The following is a 17,293-nucleotide window of genomic DNA, read 5'->3' on the forward strand; positions in this document are numbered from 1 at the left end:
CTACCCGCCCACCCGCAGCACATCGGCATTGTCAGTTCACCGAGCGGCGCGGTAATCCGCGACATCATCAGCGTATTCCGTCGCCGTGCCCCGCAGGTCGCCCTGACCCTGGTGCCCAGCGCCGTGCAGGGCCGCGAGGCCACCGCACAGCTCGTCCGCGCCCTGCAACTGGCCGACCGCGCCGGTTTCGATGCGATCATCCTGGCTCGCGGCGGTGGCTCACTGGAAGACCTCTGGTGCTTCAACGAAGAGGCTGTCGCGCGCGCCGTGGCGGCCTGTATCACCCCTGTGGTCAGCGCCGTAGGCCACGAAACCGATGTATCGATCAGCGACTTCGTCGCCGATGTGCGCGCACCAACGCCCTCGGCTGCCGCCGAACTGCTGGCCCCGGACAGTGCCGATCTGCAACGCCGCCTGGATAACCTGCGGCGCCGCCTGCTCTTGCGCATGCAAGGCCTGCTGGCCCAGCAACGCCTGCGTCTCGACGGGCTGGCCCGCCGTCTGCGCCATCCCGGCGAGCGCCTGCGTCAGCAGGCCCAGCGTCTCGACGACCTGGACATGCGCCTGCGCCGCGCCCAGCAACAGCACCTGCAACAGCGCCAGGCCCTGCTCACCCGCCTGGATACCCGCCTGGCCGCCCAGCACCCACGGCGTAGCCTGGCCTTGCTGCGCCAGCAACTGGACAGCCTGGCCAGCCGTCTGCCGCGTGCCATGCACAGCCAGCTGCGCCAGCAGCGCCAGCAACTGCAGGCCCTTGGCCAACAACTGCATATTGTCAGCCCACTGGCTACCCTCGGCCGCGGCTACAGCATCCTCCTTGACGAACGCGGCCAGGCCATTCGCAGCGCCCAGCACACCCAGCCCGGCCAGCGTGTCACTGCGCGCCTCGGCGAAGGCCAGCTGAGCCTGCGTGTCGAGGACAACCACATACACCCGGCGACCCTGTCGCTGCTCGACTAGCCCCACCGGACCGCCTATGCGCCTGCTTTGCCTGCTGCTGCTCTGTCTCGCCCTGCCCGCTCAGGCCGAAGGCTTTCTAACTCGTCTGCTGCACAAGCCGGTACCCGGCGGCGTAGCGGTGCTGGCGCTGCCGGAGCAGGCCCAGCCTCCCGGCGTGCACTACCAGAACAAGCCCGTACTGGTGATCCGCGAAGAAGGACAGCGTTGGATCGCCATCGTTGGCATCCCGCTCAGCGTGCAGCCCGGCACGCAGCAGGTCATCGTCAATGGCAACCAGGCGTTGAGCTTCCAGGTGGGCAGCAAGCATTACCGCGAGCAACGCATCACCCTGAAAAACCAGCAGCAGGTCACGCCCAATGCCGACAACCTGCGGCGTATCGAACGCGAACTGGCCGAGCAGACCCGTGCCTACCAGCAGTTCAGCCCTCGTCAGCCGAGCAACCTGCTGTTCGACAGACCGGTCAACGGCCCGCTGTCCAGCCCGTTCGGCCTGCGCCGCTTTTTCAATGGCGAGGAACGCAACCCGCACTCGGGCCTGGACTTTGCCGCCAATAGCGGCACGCCGATCAAGGCGCCGGCGGCCGGCAAGGTGATCCTGATCGGCGACTATTTCTTCAATGGCAAAACCGTGTTTCTCGACCATGGCCAGGGCCTGATCAGCATGTTCTGCCATCTATCTGCCATCGACGCGCAACTGGGTGACGAGATCGCCCGCGGCGGCCATATCGGCAAAGTGGGCGCCACCGGCCGCGCCACCGGGCCACACCTGCACTGGAACGTCAGTCTGAATGACGCCCGGGTCGACCCAGCGATTTTTATCGGCCAGTTCCAGCCCTGAACGCTCGCGCAATCAAATCGCTAAAAGCCATAATTTCCAAGCATTAAAATCCAACAAAACGACCAAAGCGATCAATAATTCCAATTTTTCCGCATTACTTGCCAGCTTTAACCCAAGTCATTAGGGTTGCCAGCATGAACGCGACCCATACCCTGATACTCCTGCGCCAATACGCCTGCCAGCGCCTGGTCAGTCCGCGACTGCGTGGCTAACCCCTCCCCGCTGCGCCCTCTATCGAGTTTTACCAGGCCCCGCGCCCAAGGATTTGCCATGACCATGCTGAAAGACCCGTCGAAGAAATACCGCCCCTTTACCCCGATCCAGCTTCCCGACCGCACCTGGCCGGACAAGCTCATCACCCAGGCGCCGATCTGGCTGTCCACCGACCTGCGCGACGGCAACCAGTCGCTGATCGAGCCGATGGATGCCGAGAAGAAGATGCGCTTCTTCAAGTGCCTGGTCGCCGTCGGCCTGAAGGAAATCGAAGTTGGCTTCCCGTCGGCCTCGCAGACCGATTTCGACTTCGTCCGCGAACTGATCGAAGGCGGCCACATCCCCGATGACGTGACCATTCAGGTGCTGACCCAGGCCCGCGAGGACCTGATCACCCGCACCTTCGAGTCACTCAAGGGCGCCAAGCGCGCCATCGTCCACTACTACAACGCTACCGCGCCGAGCTTTCGCAAGATTGTCTTCAACCAAGACAAGGCCGGAGTGATCGACATCGCCGTCAACGCCGCGCAGATCATCAAACGCCTGGCTGCCGCTGCGCCCGAGACCCAGTGGGGCTTCGAATATTCCCCCGAGGTGTTCAGCTCCACCGAGACCGACTTTGCCGTCGAGGTGTGCAACGCGGTGATCGCGGTGTTCCAGCCGACTCCGGCGAACAAATTGATCCTCAACCTGCCGGCCACCGTTGAGTGCGCCACGCCGAACAACTACGCCGACCAGGTGGAGTGGTTCTGCCGCCAGGTGAAACAGCGCGACAGCCTGATCATCAGCGTGCATACCCACAACGACCGTGGCACCGGCGTAGCTGCCTCGGAGCTGGCGGTGATGGCCGGTGCCGACCGTGTGGAAGGCTGCCTGTTCGGTAACGGCGAGCGCACCGGCAACGTCTGCCTGGTGACCCTGGCCCTGAACCTCTACACCCAGGGCGTCGACCCCGAACTGGACTTCTCCGACGTCGATGCCGTGCGCAAGCTGGTGGAGGACTGCAACCAGCTGCCGGTACACCCGCGCCACCCCTACGTCGGTGATCTGGTGCACACCGCCTTCTCCGGCTCGCACCAGGACGCGATCCGCAAGGGCTTCGCCCAGCAGCAGGCCGATGCGATCTGGGAAGTGCCCTACCTGCCGATCGACCCGGCCGACATCGGCCGCGACTATGAGGCGGTGATTCGCGTCAACAGCCAGTCCGGCAAGGGCGGCATCACCTTCCTGCTCGAGCAGGAATACGGCATCAGCCTGCCGCGCCGCCTGCAGATCGAATTCAGCCAGGTGGTGCAGAAGGAAACCGATCGTCTCGGCCTGGAAATGACCGCCCAGCAAATCTACGCCCTGCTGGAGCGCGAGTACTTGCAGGCAGACAGCCCGTACCTGCTGAAGAGCCATCGCCTGCAAGAAGAACACGGCACCACGGCGGTCGATGTCAGCGTTGACGAAGTGGGCGAACTGCGTCACTGGCGCGGCATCGGCAAGGGCCCACTGGAAGCGCTGGTGGCTGGCCTGCCAGTAGCCGTGGAGATCATGGATTACCACGAGCACAGCATCGGCTCGGGCAGCCATGCCAAAGCCGTGGCCTACATTGAACTGCGCGTCGCCGGTGGGCGTGCGCTGCACGGTATCGGCATCGACGAAAACCTCACCACGGCGAGTTTCCGCGCCCTGTTCAGCGCGCTCAACCGTAGCCTGCGCCAGGCCGACGCACAGGCGGCCTGAGCAGCATGTCCTACCTGCAGGATCCACGGGTGCTGTTCGCCGCCGAACGCACCCTGCTCGCCTGGAACCGCACCAGCCTGTCGCTGATTGCCTTCGGCTTCGTGGTTGAACGCGCCGGCCTGCTGCTCCAGGTGCTTTCGCCAGGTCGCGTGGCAGCTTCCCACCTGGCCCTGAATTTCTGGCTGGGCGTGCTGTTCATCGCGCTGGGCGCCCTGTGCAGCGCACACTCGGCCTGGCAATACCAGGGCGTGCTGCGCAGCCTGTCAGCCGAGGAGTTTCCACCCGGCTATGCGGCGCGCTGGGGGCTGTGGGTCAACGGCCTGGTGGCCTTGTTCGGCCTAGCTCTGGCCGGCGGGCTGGTCTACTGGCGCGGCTGACCCGTACAAAAAAGGCTGCCCTGGGGCAGCCTTTTTTGTACTCAGCGCTTCTTGTCGCGGCGCTTCTTCTCGGCCTTCTTGTGATGACTCATCAGACGGCGCTTCTTGTTCACCTGGCGATCGGTAAGGGTGTTCTTCTTGCCTTCGAAGGGGTTTTCCCCGCCCTTGTACTCGATGCGTAGCGGCGTTCCCACCAGGCGCAAGACCCGTCGATAGGTATTTTCCAGGTAACGGCTGTACGACTTGGGCACCGCGTCCGTCTGATTGCCGTGGATGACGATAATAGGCGGATTGGCCCCGCCCAGGTGGGCATAACGCAATTTGATGCGTCGGCCATTGGCCAGCGGCGGCTGGTGCTCGCGCACCGCATCCTCAAGAATTTGTGTGAGGCGGCTGGTTGGCCAGCGGGTAACCGCCGAAGCAAAGGCCGTCTGTACCGACTTGTAGAGATGCCCAACACCGGTGCCATGCTTGGCCGAGATGAAGTGGATATCGGCAAAGTCGACGAACATCAACCGACGCTCCAGCTCGGTCTTCACGTAATCCTTCTCGGACTGCTCCATGCCGTCCCACTTGTTCAACGCAATGACCAGTGCGCGGCCACTTTCCAGCACGAAGCCGAGCAGGTTGAGATCGTGCTCAACCACCCCTTCGCGAGCGTCCATCACGAAGATCACCACGTTGGCGTCCTGGATGGCCTGCAGGGTCTTGACCACCGAAAACTTTTCCACCGCCTCGAAGATCTTGCCGCGCCGCCGCACGCCTGCCGTATCGATCAGCGTGTACTTTTCTTCGCCCCGCTCAAAGGGGATGTAGATACTGTCGCGCGTCGTACCGGCCTGGTCATAGACGATGACCCGTTCCTCACCGAGCATGCGGTTGACCAGGGTCGACTTGCCGACATTCGGCCGGCCGATGATGGCGATCTTGATGCCATCCTTCTCGCTCGGCCCGGGAATACGCTTGGCTTCCTGGCCTTCAGCCACCAGTTCCTCAGCTCCCTCTTCCTCGGCGTCGGCGTTATCGCGCGGGAACTCGCCCAGCGCCAGCTCCAGCAGCGGATTGATGCCGCGACCATGGGCAGCGGCAATCGGCACCGCATCACCCAGTCCCAGCGGGCTGAATTCGGCACGGGCAATATCCGGGTCGATGCTGTCGACCTTGTTGGCCACCACGAAACAACGCTTGTTGCGCTTGCGCAGGTGCTCGCCAATCATCTGATCGGAGGCCGTCAGCCCAGCCTTGGCGTCGACCAGGAACAGCACGGCATCGGCCTCTTCGATGGCCAACAGCGACTGCTCGGCCATCTTGGCGTCGATACCTTCCTCGTCGCCGGAAATCCCCCCGGTGTCGATGACGATGAACGTGCGACCCTGCCACTTGGCCTCGCCATACTGACGGTCACGGGTCAGGCCGGCGTATTCCGCGACGATGGCATCACGGCTCTTGGTCAGACGGTTGAACAGCGTCGACTTGCCGACATTGGGGCGGCCCACCAGGGCAATTACCGGAACCATGGGGCTCCTCCAGCATTGAATCCAGAAAACACAAAGGCCGCTGCGAGGGCAGCGGCCACAATTGCCGGGCGCCTACAGGCACCCCGCCCGACTTACTTGATGGTCAGAGCCACCAGCTTGCCGTCATTACCATAGGCATACAACCAGCCATCCACCACCAGCGGACGTGCACGCAGGCCGGCGCTGTCGATCCGCTCACGACCGACAAAGCGTCCGTCCACCTGACTGATCAGGTGCAGGTAACCTTCCAGGTCACCGACCGCTACGTAGCTGGAAAACACTTCTGGCGCCGACAACTGGCGACGCGCCAGTGCTTCGTTGCTCCACAACGCCGAGGCGGAGCGCTCATCGACGCTTTCCAGGGTGCCGTTGGCCTGGCTGACATACACGTTGCCATAGCCCTGGGCTACGCCCACATAGCTGGACGCCTCGCGCTGCCAGAGAATACGCCCGGACTCAAGTTCCAGACCGGCGACACGCCCCTGGTAGGTCGAGACATAGAGGGTGCCGGCGGACATCAGCAGTCCACCGTCGATATCCACGATGCGATCCAGTTCAGAGCGGCCCTGCGGAACCGCGACCTGCTGTTCCCACAGTGGCAAGCCGCGCTGGGCATCCAGGGCCAACACGCGACCGCTGGACAAGCCGACCACCACAAAGCGGTTGGTCACCAGCGGCGCACCGGTACCACGCAGGGTGAGCACGGCCGGGGTGTTGTCGAAAATCCAGCGCTGGTTGCCGCTGTAGGCATCGAATGCCACCACACGGTCATCCTGGGTCTGCACAACCACCACATCACCGTTGCTGACCGGCGCGGCCAGCACTTCGCTGGGCACCTTGGCACGCCATTTCTCTTCGCCGGTGCTGCTGTCCAGAGCGATTACATCGCCCTTGAGCGTTCCCAACAACACCAGGCCATAACCGGCGCTGACGCCGCCCGACACGGCGCTATCCAGTTCGCTCTTCCACAGCACCTTGCCAGTCAGTCGGTCCATGGCGACGACCAGCCCTTCAGCATCCGCCGCGAAGATCTGCCCACCGTCCACCGCAGGTGTCAGCTGGGTATACAGGCGGCCCTGACCTACGCCGATCGAGCGGCTCCACTCTTTCTTCAGGCTTACCTCACGCTCGAACTTGGGCAACTCAGCCGGAGGCAGCTCTTTCTTGCTGTTGCTGCCACACCCCACGACACCCAAGGCCAGCGCCAGTACCAGCGCATTTTTCATCGACAGCATGTCAGGCGTCTCCCTCGGCCAGGTCATCCAGCTTGAGTTGCAAAGTACCCTGCGCCGCATCATCGGCCAGCACGGCACGTGCCTTCTGGTAAGCCTCGCGCGCTTCGGCAGGACGCTGCAATTGCTTGAGCAGATCGCCACGCAGCTCTTCGCGACTGGCCTGATAGCTGGCCGGTGCCTCACCGTCGAGCAGGGTCAGCCCCTCCTCCGCCTTGTCCTGGGCAGCCAGCACACGCGCCAGGCGCTGACGAGCCAACTCGCCCAGGGTGGCATCGGCCGGCTTGTCGACGACGGCCTGCAACTCGGCGGCTGCATCGTCCAGCTTGCCTGCCTCTACCGCCAGCTTGGCCGCCAACAGGGCGCCATACTGGCTGTAGGGCGAACCGGCAAACTCGCTCTTCAGCTTGTTGCTCAGCTCCACAACCTCTGCCGTATCACGCTCCACTTCAGGGCTCAGCACGTTCTCCAGCAACTGCTGGTAGGTATAGGACGCTGCAGCGGCCTGGCTGGCCTGGTAGTTCTGCCAGTACTGCCAGCCGAATACCCCGGCAACGGCCAGGACACCACCCGCCAACAGGGGCTTGCCGTTGCGCTGCCACCATTCCTTGAGCTGCGCGATCTGTTCTTCTTCGGTTTGCATGCTGCGCCAAACTCCTTAGGTAATTACTTGACCTGCGCCAGGCAGGCCGCCAGGTGCTCAGGCAGAGCCTCCCAGCCGATCGTCTGTTGTTCGCTGTCATCGCGCAGCGGCTTGAGCGCCACCTGACGTGCCGCCAGCTCCTCATCGCCAAGAATCAACGCGAAATGTGCGCCACTCTTGTCGGCTTTCTTGAACTGGCTCTTGAAGCTACCGCCCCCGGCGTTCACCGCCAAACGCAGGCCAGGCAACGCATCGCGCAGGCGTTCAGAGAGCTGCAGGGCAGCCAGCTCGGCCGCCTCGCCAAAAGCGCAGAAGTAGACATCCACCTGGCGAGCCAGTTCGTCGGGCACTTTGCCGAGGGTTTCCAGCAACAGAACCAGACGCTCGATACCCATGGCAAAGCCAACCGCCGGGGTCTGCTTACCGCCCATCTGCTCGACCAGCGCGTCATAACGGCCACCGGCACATACCGTACCCTGGGCACCCAGCTGGTCAGTGACCCACTCGAAGACCGTCTTGCTGTAGTAGTCCAGGCCACGCACCAGCCGCGGATTCAGCGTATAGGGAATGTCCAGCGCCTGCAGACGCGCCTGCAGGCCGGCGAAATGCGCACGGGACTCTTCGTCCAGATAGTCTTCCAGACGGGGGGCGTCGACCAGCAGCGCCTGCGTCTGGGCATTCTTGCTGTCGAGAATACGCAGCGGATTGCTTTTCAGGCGACGCTGGCTGTCTTCATCCAGCTGATCCAGGCGCTCGCTCAGGTAAGCCACCAGCGCGTCGCGGTAACGTGCACGCGACTGTGCAGTACCCAGGCTGTTCAGCTCCAGGGTCACCGACTCAGCCAGCCCCAGTTGCTGCCAGAGGCGCCAGGTCAGGGCAATCAGCTCGGCATCCACATCCGGCCCGGTAAAATTGAACAGCTCGACACCGATCTGGTGGAACTGCCGGTAGCGGCCTTTCTGCGGGCGCTCATGACGAAACATCGGACCGATATACCAGAGCTTCTGCGGCTGCCCACCACCGGTCAGACCGTGCTCGATCATCGCCCGCACCGTCGCCGCGGTCCCTTCCGGGCGCAGGGTCAGCGAGTCGCCGTTGCGGTCCTCGAAGGTATACATTTCCTTTTCGACGATATCGGTGACTTCACCAATCGAACGCTTGAACAGCTCGGTGAACTCAACGATCGGCGTGCGTATCTGGCGATAGCCATAGCCATCCAGCAGGCGGGCTACCTGCCCTTCGAAATAGCGCCAGAGCGGCGTCTGCTCGGGCAGGAGGTCATTCATGCCACGAATGGCTTGCAGGGTCTTGCTCACAAAAATTCCTTAGCGATTAGCCGCGCACGATCAGCGCGGCATCGGCAGCCGCTTTTTCCGCCGCCTTTTGCCGGATGAGCTTTTCCAACTCATCCACCAGATTGTCGTTACCCAGCTTGTGTGCCGGCTTGCCATCCAGGTAGATCAGGTTGGGGCTGCCGCCGGTCAGTCCGATATGGGCTTCCTTGGCCTCGCCCGGGCCGTTGACCACACAACCGATCACCGCCACATCCATGGGCACCAGCAGGTCTTCGACACGGCTCTCCAGCTCGTTCATGGTCTTCACCACATCGAAGTTCTGCCGCGAACAGCTCGGGCAGGCGATGAAGTTGATGCCACGCGAGCGCAGGCGCAATGACTTGAGAATATCGAAGCCCACGCGAATCTCTTCCACCGGGTCAGCCGCCAGTGACACCCGGATGGTATCGCCAATCCCGTCGGCCAGCAGCATACCCAGGCCCACCGCAGACTTCACCGTTCCGGAGCGCAGCCCACCGGCCTCGGTAATACCCAGATGCAGGGGCTGTTCGATCTGCCTGGCCAGCAGGCGGTAGGCCTCAACGGCCATGAACACGTCCGAGGCCTTAACGCTGACCTTGAAATCGGGGAAGTTCAGCCGGTCAAGATGCTCGACGTGACGCAGCGCCGACTCAACCAGGGCCTCGGGGGTCGGCTCACCGTATTTTTTCTGCAGGTCTTTTTCCAGCGAGCCGGCGTTGACCCCGATGCGAATCGGAATGCCCTTGTCGCGAGCCGCTTCGACCACGGCCTTGACGCGATCCTCCCGGCCGATATTGCCCGGGTTGATGCGCAGGCAATCGACGCCCAGCTCGGCCACACGCAGGGCGATCTGGTAGTCGAAGTGGATGTCGGCCACCAGCGGCACCTGAACCTGCTGCTTGATTCTGCCGAAGGCCTCGGCAGCCTCCATGTCAGGTACCGAGACACGTACGATATCGGCCCCCACATCCTGCAAGCGCTGGATCTGCGCCACGGTGGCGGCTACATCACAGGTGTTGGTATTGGTCATGCTCTGTACGGAAATCGGCGCATCGCCACCCACGGCCACCTTGCCTACCCAGATTTTCCGTGACACACGACGTTTGATCGGAGACTCACAGTGCATGCTTACTGCCCCAGCCGCACACGGGCTGTTTCGCCATGGGTAAAGGGAGCCAGGTCGATGGCCTGGCCGTTGTAACTGACGCTGGCACCCCGCGCGTAGCCCAGACGCAACTCCAGTGGAGCCTGACCAGTCAGGTTCAGCTGCTCACCGGCACGTTTGAGGCCGCTGGCCAGTACCTGCCCTTGAGCGTCACTCAGTTGAATCCAGCAATCTGCGGCAAACTGCAGGCTTACCTGACCATGCCCAGCCGGAAGAGCAGGCACCACAGGCTCGCTCACCGACACCTGAGGCGCAGCAGCTTGGTTCTGCGCCTGATCGGCGGCGATCAAGGCAGCGGCCGGGGATACCGCGGGCTGTGCGGCGACCACAGGTGCCACAGGTGCCACAGGTGCCACAGGTGCCACAGGCAAGGTTACCGGCGCTTCCTGGCGCGCTGCAGCCACCACCACAGGTGTCGGTGCACTGGCTGGCGGCGTCGCCGGCTCGCTGGAATCCTGGGTCAACGCTTCGACACTGGCCGGCGTAGGCTGCTCCGGAAGCAGCATGGCAGCTGCCTGGGCCTGATCTTCCAGTTCGCTGGCCAGCGCCTCGTTTTCCGGCTCGGCATCCAGGCTGTGGATTTCCAGGGTACCGTCAGCCGCTTCGACTTCAATCTGTGCCAGAGCGTCCGGCTGCTCCTGGCGTTGCGGACGCTGCTCCTGCCACCAGAAGAACGCCAGGCCTGCCAGGCACAGCAGCAGGATAAAGGTCACCGCACGCATGACATGCTGGGAGCGGCGCGCCGGCTCGCTAATCGCGGTAATACTGTGCACGGCACTGCCGCTGGCATCGGTGCCGGTGTACTGGTCAAACTCCAGCGCCAGGCGGTTCTGATCGAGCCCCAGGCGCTTGGCATAGGCACGCACGTAGCCACGCGCGAAGGTGTGTCCCGGCAGGCGTTCAAACTCGCCGGCCTCGACCAGGCGCAGCACATGCTCGGTCAGGTTGAGATCGCGGGCGATATCTGCCACACGCAAGCCGGCAGCTTCGCGAGCCTGGCGCAGGGTATCCCCGGGATTGCTGCGTACGACGGCCTGTTCAGGCGCTTGCGGCGTATTCATTTCTGCTCCGAAAGGTATTGCTTGTACTCCGCCGTACCTGGGTAAAGACGACGCAGTTGCAGCCCCAGGGTCGCCGCCTGGTCACGCTGCTCGAAGACGTTGGCCAAACGAACGCCCAACAAGAGGCTGGCTGCATTCTGTTCGGCAATATTGGAGAACCACTGGTAATAACTGCGCGCACTGACATAGTCGCCATCGGCGTAGTACATCTGAGCCAGCTCGAAAAATGAGCGCGGCTGATTACGATTGAGGCGCGTAGCGCGAATGAAATGCTCACGAGCCTGCTCGCGCTGGTTGAGCTTGAGGGCGGTCAGGCCGAGATTTTCAAAGACCCGCGAGCGCTCGCCATACATCGGGTCGGCACCGGCTTCCTGAAAACGCTCATAGGCCTCTGCATAGCGTTCCTGTTCAAACAGGAAGCTACCGTAGTTATTGAGAATACGCGGATCGCCCTTGCGCTGGGAAAGCGCCTTGCGGTAGTGCTCTTCCGCCAGTTTGGGCTCCAGTTCGGTTTGGTAGACCAGAGCCAGCGCGACATGCGCATCGGCATTGCTGGCATCCAGCTTGAGCGCTTCACTCAAGGGGGCCTTGGCGCTTTCCGTACTGCCTTGCTGCAGATAGCCGATGCCTAGCTGGATATAGGCGCTGACCGCCTCCTGACGCCCCTCTGCGGTGCGCAGGGGGTTCTGCTGGCCACTGGTCGTGCAACCCGCCAAGAGAACGGCCACTAAGCACAAACTGCCACGCGCAATCATTGGAGCTCCTTTCTTGTTCAGGAATGCCGAAGGGCTTCGCCCATTGCCGCCTCGTCGTCACTCAGCTGACGCACGGCGATATAACGTTCGCTGCGCCGGGTACGGTCCATCACTTGGCCGACCAGTTGACCACAGGCCGCGTCGATATCCTCGCCACGCGTGGTGCGCACCGTAACATTGTGTCCGGCCTGATGCAGCTGATCCTGGAAACGACGGATGGCATTGTTGCTCGGCCGCTCATAACCGGAGAAAGGAAAAGGATTAAACGGAATAAGATTGATCTTGCAAGGAAAATCCTTCAGCAATGCGATCATCTGTGCAGCGTGCTCTGGCTGATCGTTGACATCCTTGAGCAAGGTGTACTCGACGGTCAGCACACGTTTTTCACCCAAACGCGAGATATAGCGCTTGCAGGCATCCAGAACGACCGCCAGCGGATACTTGCGATTGATCGGCACCAACTGATTGCGCAACTCGTCGTTGGGCGCGTGCAGGGACAACGCCAGGGAAACGTCGATGACTTCGGCAAGCCTGTCGATCATCGGCGCAACCCCTGAAGTCGACAGGGTAACCTTGCGCTTGGAGATGCCATACCCCAGATCATCCATCATGATCTGCATGGCATCGACCACGTTATCAAAGTTCAGCAACGGCTCGCCCATGCCCATCATCACCACATTGGTGATGGCGCGATCGATCTTGGCGGGCACCGTGCCAAACGATTTGTTGGCGATCCATACCTGACCAATGATCTCGGCACTGGTCAGATCGCTATTGAAACCTTGTTTCCCAGTGGAGCAAAAGCTGCAATCCAGGGCGCAACCGGCTTGCGACGACACACACAGCGTGCCTCGCCCACCTTGGGGGATATAGACGGTCTCCACGCAACTACCGGAAGCTACGCGCACTACCCACTTGCGCGTACCGTCGCTGGAAATGTCCTGACTGACCACTTCCGGCCCGCGAATCTCGGCACAGGCCTTGAGCTTTTCGCGCAGAGCCTTGCCGAGATTGCTCATGGCATCGAAGTCATCGATACCAAAATGGTGAATCCATTTCATCACCTGCCCGGCACGGAAGCGCTTCTCTCCCAGCTGTTCGAAGAACGCTTCCAGTTGCTGCTGGGTCAGCCCCAGCAGATTGACCTTTGCCGTTTGCGTGTTCATGGCTTCACCCTCGCGCCGCGCTTAGCGAATACGCGCGCACACTTCAGTGGCGGAGAAGAAATAGGCAATTTCGCGCGCGGCAGAAGCTTCCGAGTCGGAACCATGCACAGCGTTTTCATCGATGGATACGGCGAAGTCAGCACGGATAGTGCCTGCAGCGGCTTCTTTCGGGTTGGTTGCACCCATCAGTTCACGGTTCTTGGCAATGGCATTTTCGCCTTCCAGAACCTGCACAATGACCGGACCGGAGGTCATGAAGACCACCAGATCTTTGAAGAAGCCGCGCTCGCTGTGCTCAGCGTAGAAGCCAGCCGCTTCGCGCTCGGACAGTTGCACCATTTTCGAAGCCACGATACGCAGGCCGGCCTTCTCGAAGCGGCTGGTGATTTCACCGATGACGTTCTTGGCGACGGCGTCAGGCTTGATGATGGAGAAAGTACGTTGAACAGCCATGGAAAGCTCCCAAAAGAGTAAGAGTTACACAGGAAATAAAACCCGCGAATTATACGCAGCTCGCAGGCAAAAGCGTACCGGCGTCTGCAGCACAAGCCACGGACGCCGATAGATAGAGATAATCTTCAGGGACTAAGCGATTTAGTCGAGTTCTTCGATCCAGGCCATCTGGATGGCTTCCAGAACCTTCTCGCCGCCGCGCTGCGGGTCGTCGGCAAACTCCGGCAGGGCCAGCACCCAATTATGCAGATCGACGAAGTTGACGTAGCGCGGATCAACCTCGGGACGGGCCTCGCACAACGCGATGGCAATTTCCAGCACATCAGTCCAACGCAGGCTCATGGCAACTCCTCAATGACCTTCCGATACCTGGTTGATGGTGTACTTGGGAATCTCCACCACCAGATCCTTGTCAGCCACCTGCGCCTGGCAGGACAGCCGCGACTGCGGCTCGAGCCCCCAGGCCTTGTCCAACATGTCATCCTCGAGCTCATCGGAAGGCTCCAGCGACGCAAAGCCTTCACGCACCACGATATGACAGGTCGTACAGGCACAGGACTTCTCGCAGGCATGCTCGATGTCAATGCCATGGCGCAAGGCCGCATCCAATACGGTTTCGCCAGCAACGGCTTCAACCACCGCCCCCTCCGGGCAATGCTCGGCATGGGGCAGGAAGATGATCTGCGGCATGTCTATTCCTCGATTTCGTTGAGTCGGCGCCCTGCCAGGGCGGCCTTGATACTGGCATCCATGCGGCGCGCGGCAAAGGCATCGGTGATCTGCGAGAGGCGCTTGATCTGCGCCTCGATCGCAGCCACATCGCTGCCTGTCGCCTGCGTGCGCAATTGCTGCATATGCACCTCGATCACCTCACGTTCCTGAGCGTCGAGCAACCGTTCACCATCCACATCCAGCGCAGCCTGGACCGCCTCAAGCAAGCGCTGCGCCTCAACCTGCTGCTCACGCAAGGCACGCGCGGCCTTGTCGTCACCCGCGTAGGCAAAGGAATCCTGCAACATACGGGCGATTTCGCCATCAGTCAGGCCATAGGAAGGCTTGACCTGGATACTCGCCTCGACACCACTGGACAGCTCGCGCGCACTTACCCCGAGCAGGCCATCGGCATCCACCTGGAAAGTCACACGAATCTTCGCTGCTCCCGCCACCATCGGCGGGATACCGCGCAACTCGAAGCGCGCCAAGGAGCGACAGTCCTTGACCAGTTCACGCTCACCCTGCAGGACATGAATCATCATGGCCGTCTGGCCATCCTTGTAGGTCGTGAAATCCTGAGCACGCGCAATAGGAATGGTGGTATTGCGCGGAATGATTTTTTCCAGCAGCCCACCCATGGTCTCCAGCCCTAGCGACAGGGGGATCACGTCGAGCAGCAGCAATTCATCACCGGCGCGCTTGTTACCGGCCAAGGTATCAGCCTGGATAGCCGCACCAATGGCCACCACCTGATCAGGATCGATATCGGTCAGCGGGGTTAGCCCAAACAGCTCGCCGACTGTTTCACGCACGCGCGGCACGCGCGTCGAGCCACCGACCATCACCACCGCCTCGACGTCTTCCACCTCGATGCCGGCATCCCGCACGACGCGCCGACAGGCCTTGAGCGTGCGCGCCAGCAAGGGCTCGATCAACACATTGAAGGCATCTCTGCTCAGCTCACCCGACCAACCCGCATAGCTCAGGCTGACTTGCTCACTATCGGTGAGTCGCTCTTTGGCAGCACAGGCGCATTGCAGGAGCGAACGCTGCTCGGCGGGCGACAGATCCATGGAGCCGCCAGCTTGCTGGACAATCCAAGCGGCAATGGCGTGATCGAAATCATCGCCACCCAGGGCACTATCCCCCCCCGTAGCCAGCACTTCGAAAACGCCGCGACTCAGGCGCAGGATGGAAATATCAAACGTCCCACCACCCAGGTCGTAGATCGCCACGACACCTTCGGCCCCCTTGTCCAGACCGTAGGCCACTGCCGCCGCGGTAGGCTCATTGAGCAGGCGCAACACATTGAGACCGGCAATCCGTGCAGCATCCTTGGTCGCCTGGCGCTGCGCATCATCGAAGTAGGCGGGCACGGTGATCACCGCCCCCACCAACTCACCACCCAGACTGGCCTCGGCGCGCTGGCGCAGCACCTTGAGGATATCCGCCGAGACCTCCACCGGGCTCTTGGCGCCCTGCACCGTCTCGATGAAGGGCATGCTCGATTCACCAGCACTGAAACGGTAAGGCAATTGCTCGCCAAGCTGCTTGACGTCGGCCAGACCACGCCCCATCAGGCGCTTGACCGACAGAATACTGTTGAGCGGATCCTGCGCTGCTGCTTCACGAGCACTGACACCCACCTCGACACGGTCGGCGTGATAGCGCACCGCAGAAGGCAGGAGCAGGCGCCCCTGTTCATCGGCCAGGGGCTCTGCCAGGCCACTGCGCACGGTTGCCACCAGCGAATTGGTGGTACCCAGGTCTATGCCTACGGCCAGGCGTCGCTGATGCGGCTGCGGGGTCTGTCCGGGTTCGGCAATCTGCAATAGGGCCATGCTTGTCTAGTCTATCGAGCAGCCTGCCTGAGCAGGCCTGGATTAATCGTCGAGGCGTTCTTCCAGCTGACGCACTTCACGCGCCAACTTGTCGAGGAACTGCATGCGGCGCATCAGGCGCTCAGCCATGTCTCGTTGCGCGGCATCCTGCCAGCAGTGGGCAAACTGTTCTTCCAGATGTAGCTGGGCCGCCTTGAGGCGCTGCTTGAAAGCAGCCACACCGGCCAAGTCGGCCGTCTCGTGCAGCGACTCAAGCTCTTCACGCAGCTCCATCTGCTGCAGAAGAAACTGCGGATCCTGCACGGTCGCCTCCATGGGCAACTCATGCCCCTGCAGCCCCAGCAGGTAGTGGGCACGCCGCGGCGCACTCTTGAGCACCTGATAGGCCTCGTTGAGCTCCGCCGCGCGCTGCAAGGCCAGGCGTTGCTCGCGCTCGCCCGCATCGGCAAACCGGTCGGGATGCACGGCGCGCGCCAGCTCACGATAGCGCGCAGCCAGTTGCTGCAGGTCCACCGTAAACGCAGGCTGCAGCTCAAACAAGGCGAAATGACAGGGACGCCCCACAGACACCTCAGACGTTGAAGCTTTCGCCGCAGCCGCACTCGCCACGCACGTTGGGGTTATTGAACTTGAACCCCTCATTCAGCCCCTCGCGGACAAAGTCCAGCTCGGTGCCATCAAGGTACACCAGGCTCTTCGGGTCGATGATGACGCGCACACCATGGCTCTCGAACACCAGGTCTTCAGCAGCCAGTTCGTCAACGAACTCCAGCACGTAGGCCAGCCCCGAACAACCCGTGGTCTTCACCCCGAGACGAATGCCAGCCCCTTTGCCGCGCCCCTCCAGCGAACGCTGCACATGGCGCGCCGCGGCTTCGGTCATGCTGATCGCCATAATCTTCTCCGCGCCTCAGGCCAGGCCGTTCTTCTGCTTGTAGTCCTGCACCGCTGCCTTGATGGCATCTTCGGCCAGCACCGAGCAGTGGATTTTTACCGGCGGCAGAGCCAGCTCCTCGGCAATCGTGGTGTTCTTGATCTGCGCAGCCTCGTCCAGAGTCTTGCCTTTCATCCACTCAGTGGCAAGAGAGCTCGAGGCAATAGCCGAGCCGCAACCATAGGTCTTGAACTTGGCATCTTCGATGATGCCCTCGTCGCTGACCTTGATCTGCAGACGCATCACATCACCACAGGCCGGCGCACCTACCATACCGGTACCGACATGGGGATCTTCAGCATCCAGCTTGCCGACATTACGGGGGTTTTCGTAGTGGTCGATGACCTTTTCACTGTATGCCATGTTGCTTACTCCTCACT

General features: G+C 62.0%; 19 protein-coding genes. 4 read left to right on the forward strand and 15 right to left on the reverse strand.

Going from position 1 to position 17,293, the window contains the following annotated elements; all coding sequences use genetic code 11:
* The 4 genes from xseA to CFY91_RS13810 all read left to right on the forward strand — a co-directional run.
* On the forward strand, positions 1 to 960 hold a 960-nt coding region (xseA, locus tag CFY91_RS13795), incomplete at its 5' end, for an exodeoxyribonuclease VII large subunit (protein WP_093986958.1).
* Between the two features lie 16 nt (positions 961 to 976).
* Positions 977 to 1,798, forward strand: coding sequence for a peptidoglycan DD-metalloendopeptidase family protein (locus CFY91_RS13800; protein WP_093986959.1), 822 nt, complete (start codon positions 977 to 979; stop codon positions 1,796 to 1,798).
* Positions 1,799 to 2,068: 270 nt separating this feature from the next.
* The gene (gene leuA / locus CFY91_RS13805) at positions 2,069 to 3,739 is read left to right on the forward strand and encodes a 2-isopropylmalate synthase (protein ID WP_093986960.1); all 1,671 of its coding nucleotides are present in this window, start codon (positions 2,069 to 2,071) and stop codon (positions 3,737 to 3,739) included.
* 5 nt (positions 3,740 to 3,744) lie between these two features.
* Positions 3,745 to 4,116: a YidH family protein gene (locus CFY91_RS13810; RefSeq protein WP_093986961.1), complete on the forward strand. Its 372-nt coding sequence runs from the start codon at positions 3,745 to 3,747 to the stop codon at positions 4,114 to 4,116.
* A gap of 41 nt (positions 4,117 to 4,157) precedes the next feature.
* Here the strand turns inward: CFY91_RS13810 and der are convergent, their stop codons facing one another.
* The 15 genes from der to iscU form a co-directional block, all read right to left on the reverse strand.
* The gene (gene der / locus CFY91_RS13815; protein ID WP_093986962.1) at positions 4,158 to 5,633 is read right to left on the reverse strand and encodes a ribosome biogenesis GTPase Der; all 1,476 of its coding nucleotides are present in this window, start codon (positions 5,631 to 5,633) and stop codon (positions 4,158 to 4,160) included.
* A gap of 92 nt (positions 5,634 to 5,725) precedes the next feature.
* Positions 5,726 to 6,868 carry an outer membrane protein assembly factor BamB gene (gene bamB / locus CFY91_RS13820; protein ID WP_195807304.1) on the reverse strand — a complete coding sequence of 381 codons (1,143 nt, stop codon included), beginning with the start codon at positions 6,866 to 6,868 and terminating at the stop codon, positions 5,726 to 5,728.
* 1 nt (position 6,869) lies between these two features.
* Positions 6,870 to 7,508: a YfgM family protein gene (locus CFY91_RS13825; protein WP_093986964.1), complete on the reverse strand. Its 639-nt coding sequence runs from the start codon at positions 7,506 to 7,508 to the stop codon at positions 6,870 to 6,872.
* 23 nt (positions 7,509 to 7,531) lie between these two features.
* A complete protein-coding gene (gene hisS, locus CFY91_RS13830) occupies positions 7,532 to 8,824 on the reverse strand; it encodes a histidine--tRNA ligase (protein ID WP_093986965.1) in 1,293 nt (430 codons plus the stop codon).
* A 16-nt stretch (positions 8,825 to 8,840) separates the two neighbouring features.
* Positions 8,841 to 9,950: a flavodoxin-dependent (E)-4-hydroxy-3-methylbut-2-enyl-diphosphate synthase gene (gene ispG / locus CFY91_RS13835; protein ID WP_093986966.1), complete on the reverse strand. Its 1,110-nt coding sequence runs from the start codon at positions 9,948 to 9,950 to the stop codon at positions 8,841 to 8,843.
* A gap of 2 nt (positions 9,951 to 9,952) precedes the next feature.
* Positions 9,953 to 11,050, reverse strand: coding sequence for a RodZ domain-containing protein (locus CFY91_RS13840; protein ID WP_093986967.1), 1,098 nt, complete (start codon positions 11,048 to 11,050; stop codon positions 9,953 to 9,955).
* Positions 11,047 to 11,805, reverse strand: a complete 759-nt coding sequence (gene pilW / locus CFY91_RS13845; RefSeq protein ID WP_093986968.1) for a type IV pilus biogenesis/stability protein PilW — start codon at positions 11,803 to 11,805, stop codon at positions 11,047 to 11,049. The genes CFY91_RS13840 and pilW overlap by 4 nt, the downstream gene beginning before the upstream one ends.
* 17 nt (positions 11,806 to 11,822) lie before the next feature.
* On the reverse strand, positions 11,823 to 12,971 hold the full coding sequence (gene rlmN / locus CFY91_RS13850) for a dual-specificity RNA methyltransferase RlmN (RefSeq protein ID WP_093986969.1): 1,149 nt from the start codon (positions 12,969 to 12,971) through the stop codon (positions 11,823 to 11,825).
* 21 nt (positions 12,972 to 12,992) lie between these two features.
* Positions 12,993 to 13,424: a nucleoside-diphosphate kinase gene (gene ndk / locus CFY91_RS13855; protein WP_093986970.1), complete on the reverse strand. Its 432-nt coding sequence runs from the start codon at positions 13,422 to 13,424 to the stop codon at positions 12,993 to 12,995.
* Positions 13,425 to 13,565: 141 nt separating this feature from the next.
* Complete coding sequence (gene iscX / locus CFY91_RS13860; RefSeq protein ID WP_093986971.1) at positions 13,566 to 13,766, reverse strand: Fe-S cluster assembly protein IscX; 201 nt, start codon at positions 13,764 to 13,766, stop codon at positions 13,566 to 13,568.
* 9 nt (positions 13,767 to 13,775) lie between these two features.
* The gene (gene fdx, locus CFY91_RS13865) at positions 13,776 to 14,114 is read right to left on the reverse strand and encodes an ISC system 2Fe-2S type ferredoxin (RefSeq protein WP_093986972.1); all 339 of its coding nucleotides are present in this window, start codon (positions 14,112 to 14,114) and stop codon (positions 13,776 to 13,778) included.
* Positions 14,115 to 14,116: 2 nt separating this feature from the next.
* Positions 14,117 to 15,979, reverse strand: coding sequence for a Fe-S protein assembly chaperone HscA (hscA, locus tag CFY91_RS13870; RefSeq protein ID WP_093986973.1), 1,863 nt, complete (start codon positions 15,977 to 15,979; stop codon positions 14,117 to 14,119).
* Between the two features lie 42 nt (positions 15,980 to 16,021).
* A complete protein-coding gene (gene hscB / locus CFY91_RS13875) occupies positions 16,022 to 16,543 on the reverse strand; it encodes a co-chaperone HscB (RefSeq protein ID WP_093986974.1) in 522 nt (173 codons plus the stop codon).
* A 7-nt stretch (positions 16,544 to 16,550) separates the two neighbouring features.
* Positions 16,551 to 16,874 (reverse strand): iron-sulfur cluster assembly protein IscA, encoded by a 324-nt coding sequence (gene iscA / locus CFY91_RS13880; RefSeq protein ID WP_093986975.1) that lies wholly within the window; start codon positions 16,872 to 16,874, stop codon positions 16,551 to 16,553.
* A gap of 15 nt (positions 16,875 to 16,889) precedes the next feature.
* Positions 16,890 to 17,276 carry a Fe-S cluster assembly scaffold IscU gene (gene iscU, locus CFY91_RS13885; RefSeq protein ID WP_093986976.1) on the reverse strand — a complete coding sequence of 129 codons (387 nt, stop codon included), beginning with the start codon at positions 17,274 to 17,276 and terminating at the stop codon, positions 16,890 to 16,892.
* Between the last annotated feature and the right edge of the window lie 17 nt (positions 17,277 to 17,293).

Origin of the sequence: Pseudomonas fluvialis (assembly GCF_002234375.1) — a bacterium.
Classification (GTDB): domain Bacteria; phylum Pseudomonadota; class Gammaproteobacteria; order Pseudomonadales; family Pseudomonadaceae; genus Aquipseudomonas; species Aquipseudomonas fluvialis.

Bases quoted from the DNA above. Each gene is read 5' to 3' on its own strand.
- rlmN (WP_093986969.1), bottom strand. From the start codon at position 12,971: ATGAACACGCAAACGGCAAAGGTCAATCTGCTGGGGCTGACCCAGCAG.
- ispG (WP_093986966.1), bottom strand. From the start codon at position 9,950: ATGCACTGTGAGTCTCCGATCAAACGTCGTGTGTCACGGAAAATCTGG.
- CFY91_RS13810 (WP_093986961.1), top strand. From the start codon at position 3,745: ATGTCCTACCTGCAGGATCCACGGGTGCTGTTCGCCGCCGAACGCACC.
- leuA (WP_093986960.1), top strand. From the start codon at position 2,069: ATGACCATGCTGAAAGACCCGTCGAAGAAATACCGCCCCTTTACCCCG.
- CFY91_RS13840 (WP_093986967.1), bottom strand. From the start codon at position 11,050: ATGAATACGCCGCAAGCGCCTGAACAGGCCGTCGTACGCAGCAATCCC.
- CFY91_RS13825 (WP_093986964.1), bottom strand. From the start codon at position 7,508: ATGCAAACCGAAGAAGAACAGATCGCGCAGCTCAAGGAATGGTGGCAG.
- CFY91_RS13800 (WP_093986959.1), top strand. From the start codon at position 977: ATGCGCCTGCTTTGCCTGCTGCTGCTCTGTCTCGCCCTGCCCGCTCAG.
- iscU (WP_093986976.1), bottom strand. From the start codon at position 17,276: ATGGCATACAGTGAAAAGGTCATCGACCACTACGAAAACCCCCGTAAT.
- iscX (WP_093986971.1), bottom strand. From the start codon at position 13,766: ATGAGCCTGCGTTGGACTGATGTGCTGGAAATTGCCATCGCGTTGTGC.
- fdx (WP_093986972.1), bottom strand. From the start codon at position 14,114: ATGCCGCAGATCATCTTCCTGCCCCATGCCGAGCATTGCCCGGAGGGG.
- hscA (WP_093986973.1), bottom strand. From the start codon at position 15,979: ATGGCCCTATTGCAGATTGCCGAACCCGGACAGACCCCGCAGCCGCAT.
- iscA (WP_093986975.1), bottom strand. From the start codon at position 16,874: ATGGCGATCAGCATGACCGAAGCCGCGGCGCGCCATGTGCAGCGTTCG.
- pilW (WP_093986968.1), bottom strand. From the start codon at position 11,805: ATGATTGCGCGTGGCAGTTTGTGCTTAGTGGCCGTTCTCTTGGCGGGT.
- bamB (WP_195807304.1), bottom strand. From the start codon at position 6,868: ATGCTGTCGATGAAAAATGCGCTGGTACTGGCGCTGGCCTTGGGTGTC.
- ndk (WP_093986970.1), bottom strand. From the start codon at position 13,424: ATGGCTGTTCAACGTACTTTCTCCATCATCAAGCCTGACGCCGTCGCC.
- der (WP_093986962.1), bottom strand. From the start codon at position 5,633: ATGGTTCCGGTAATTGCCCTGGTGGGCCGCCCCAATGTCGGCAAGTCG.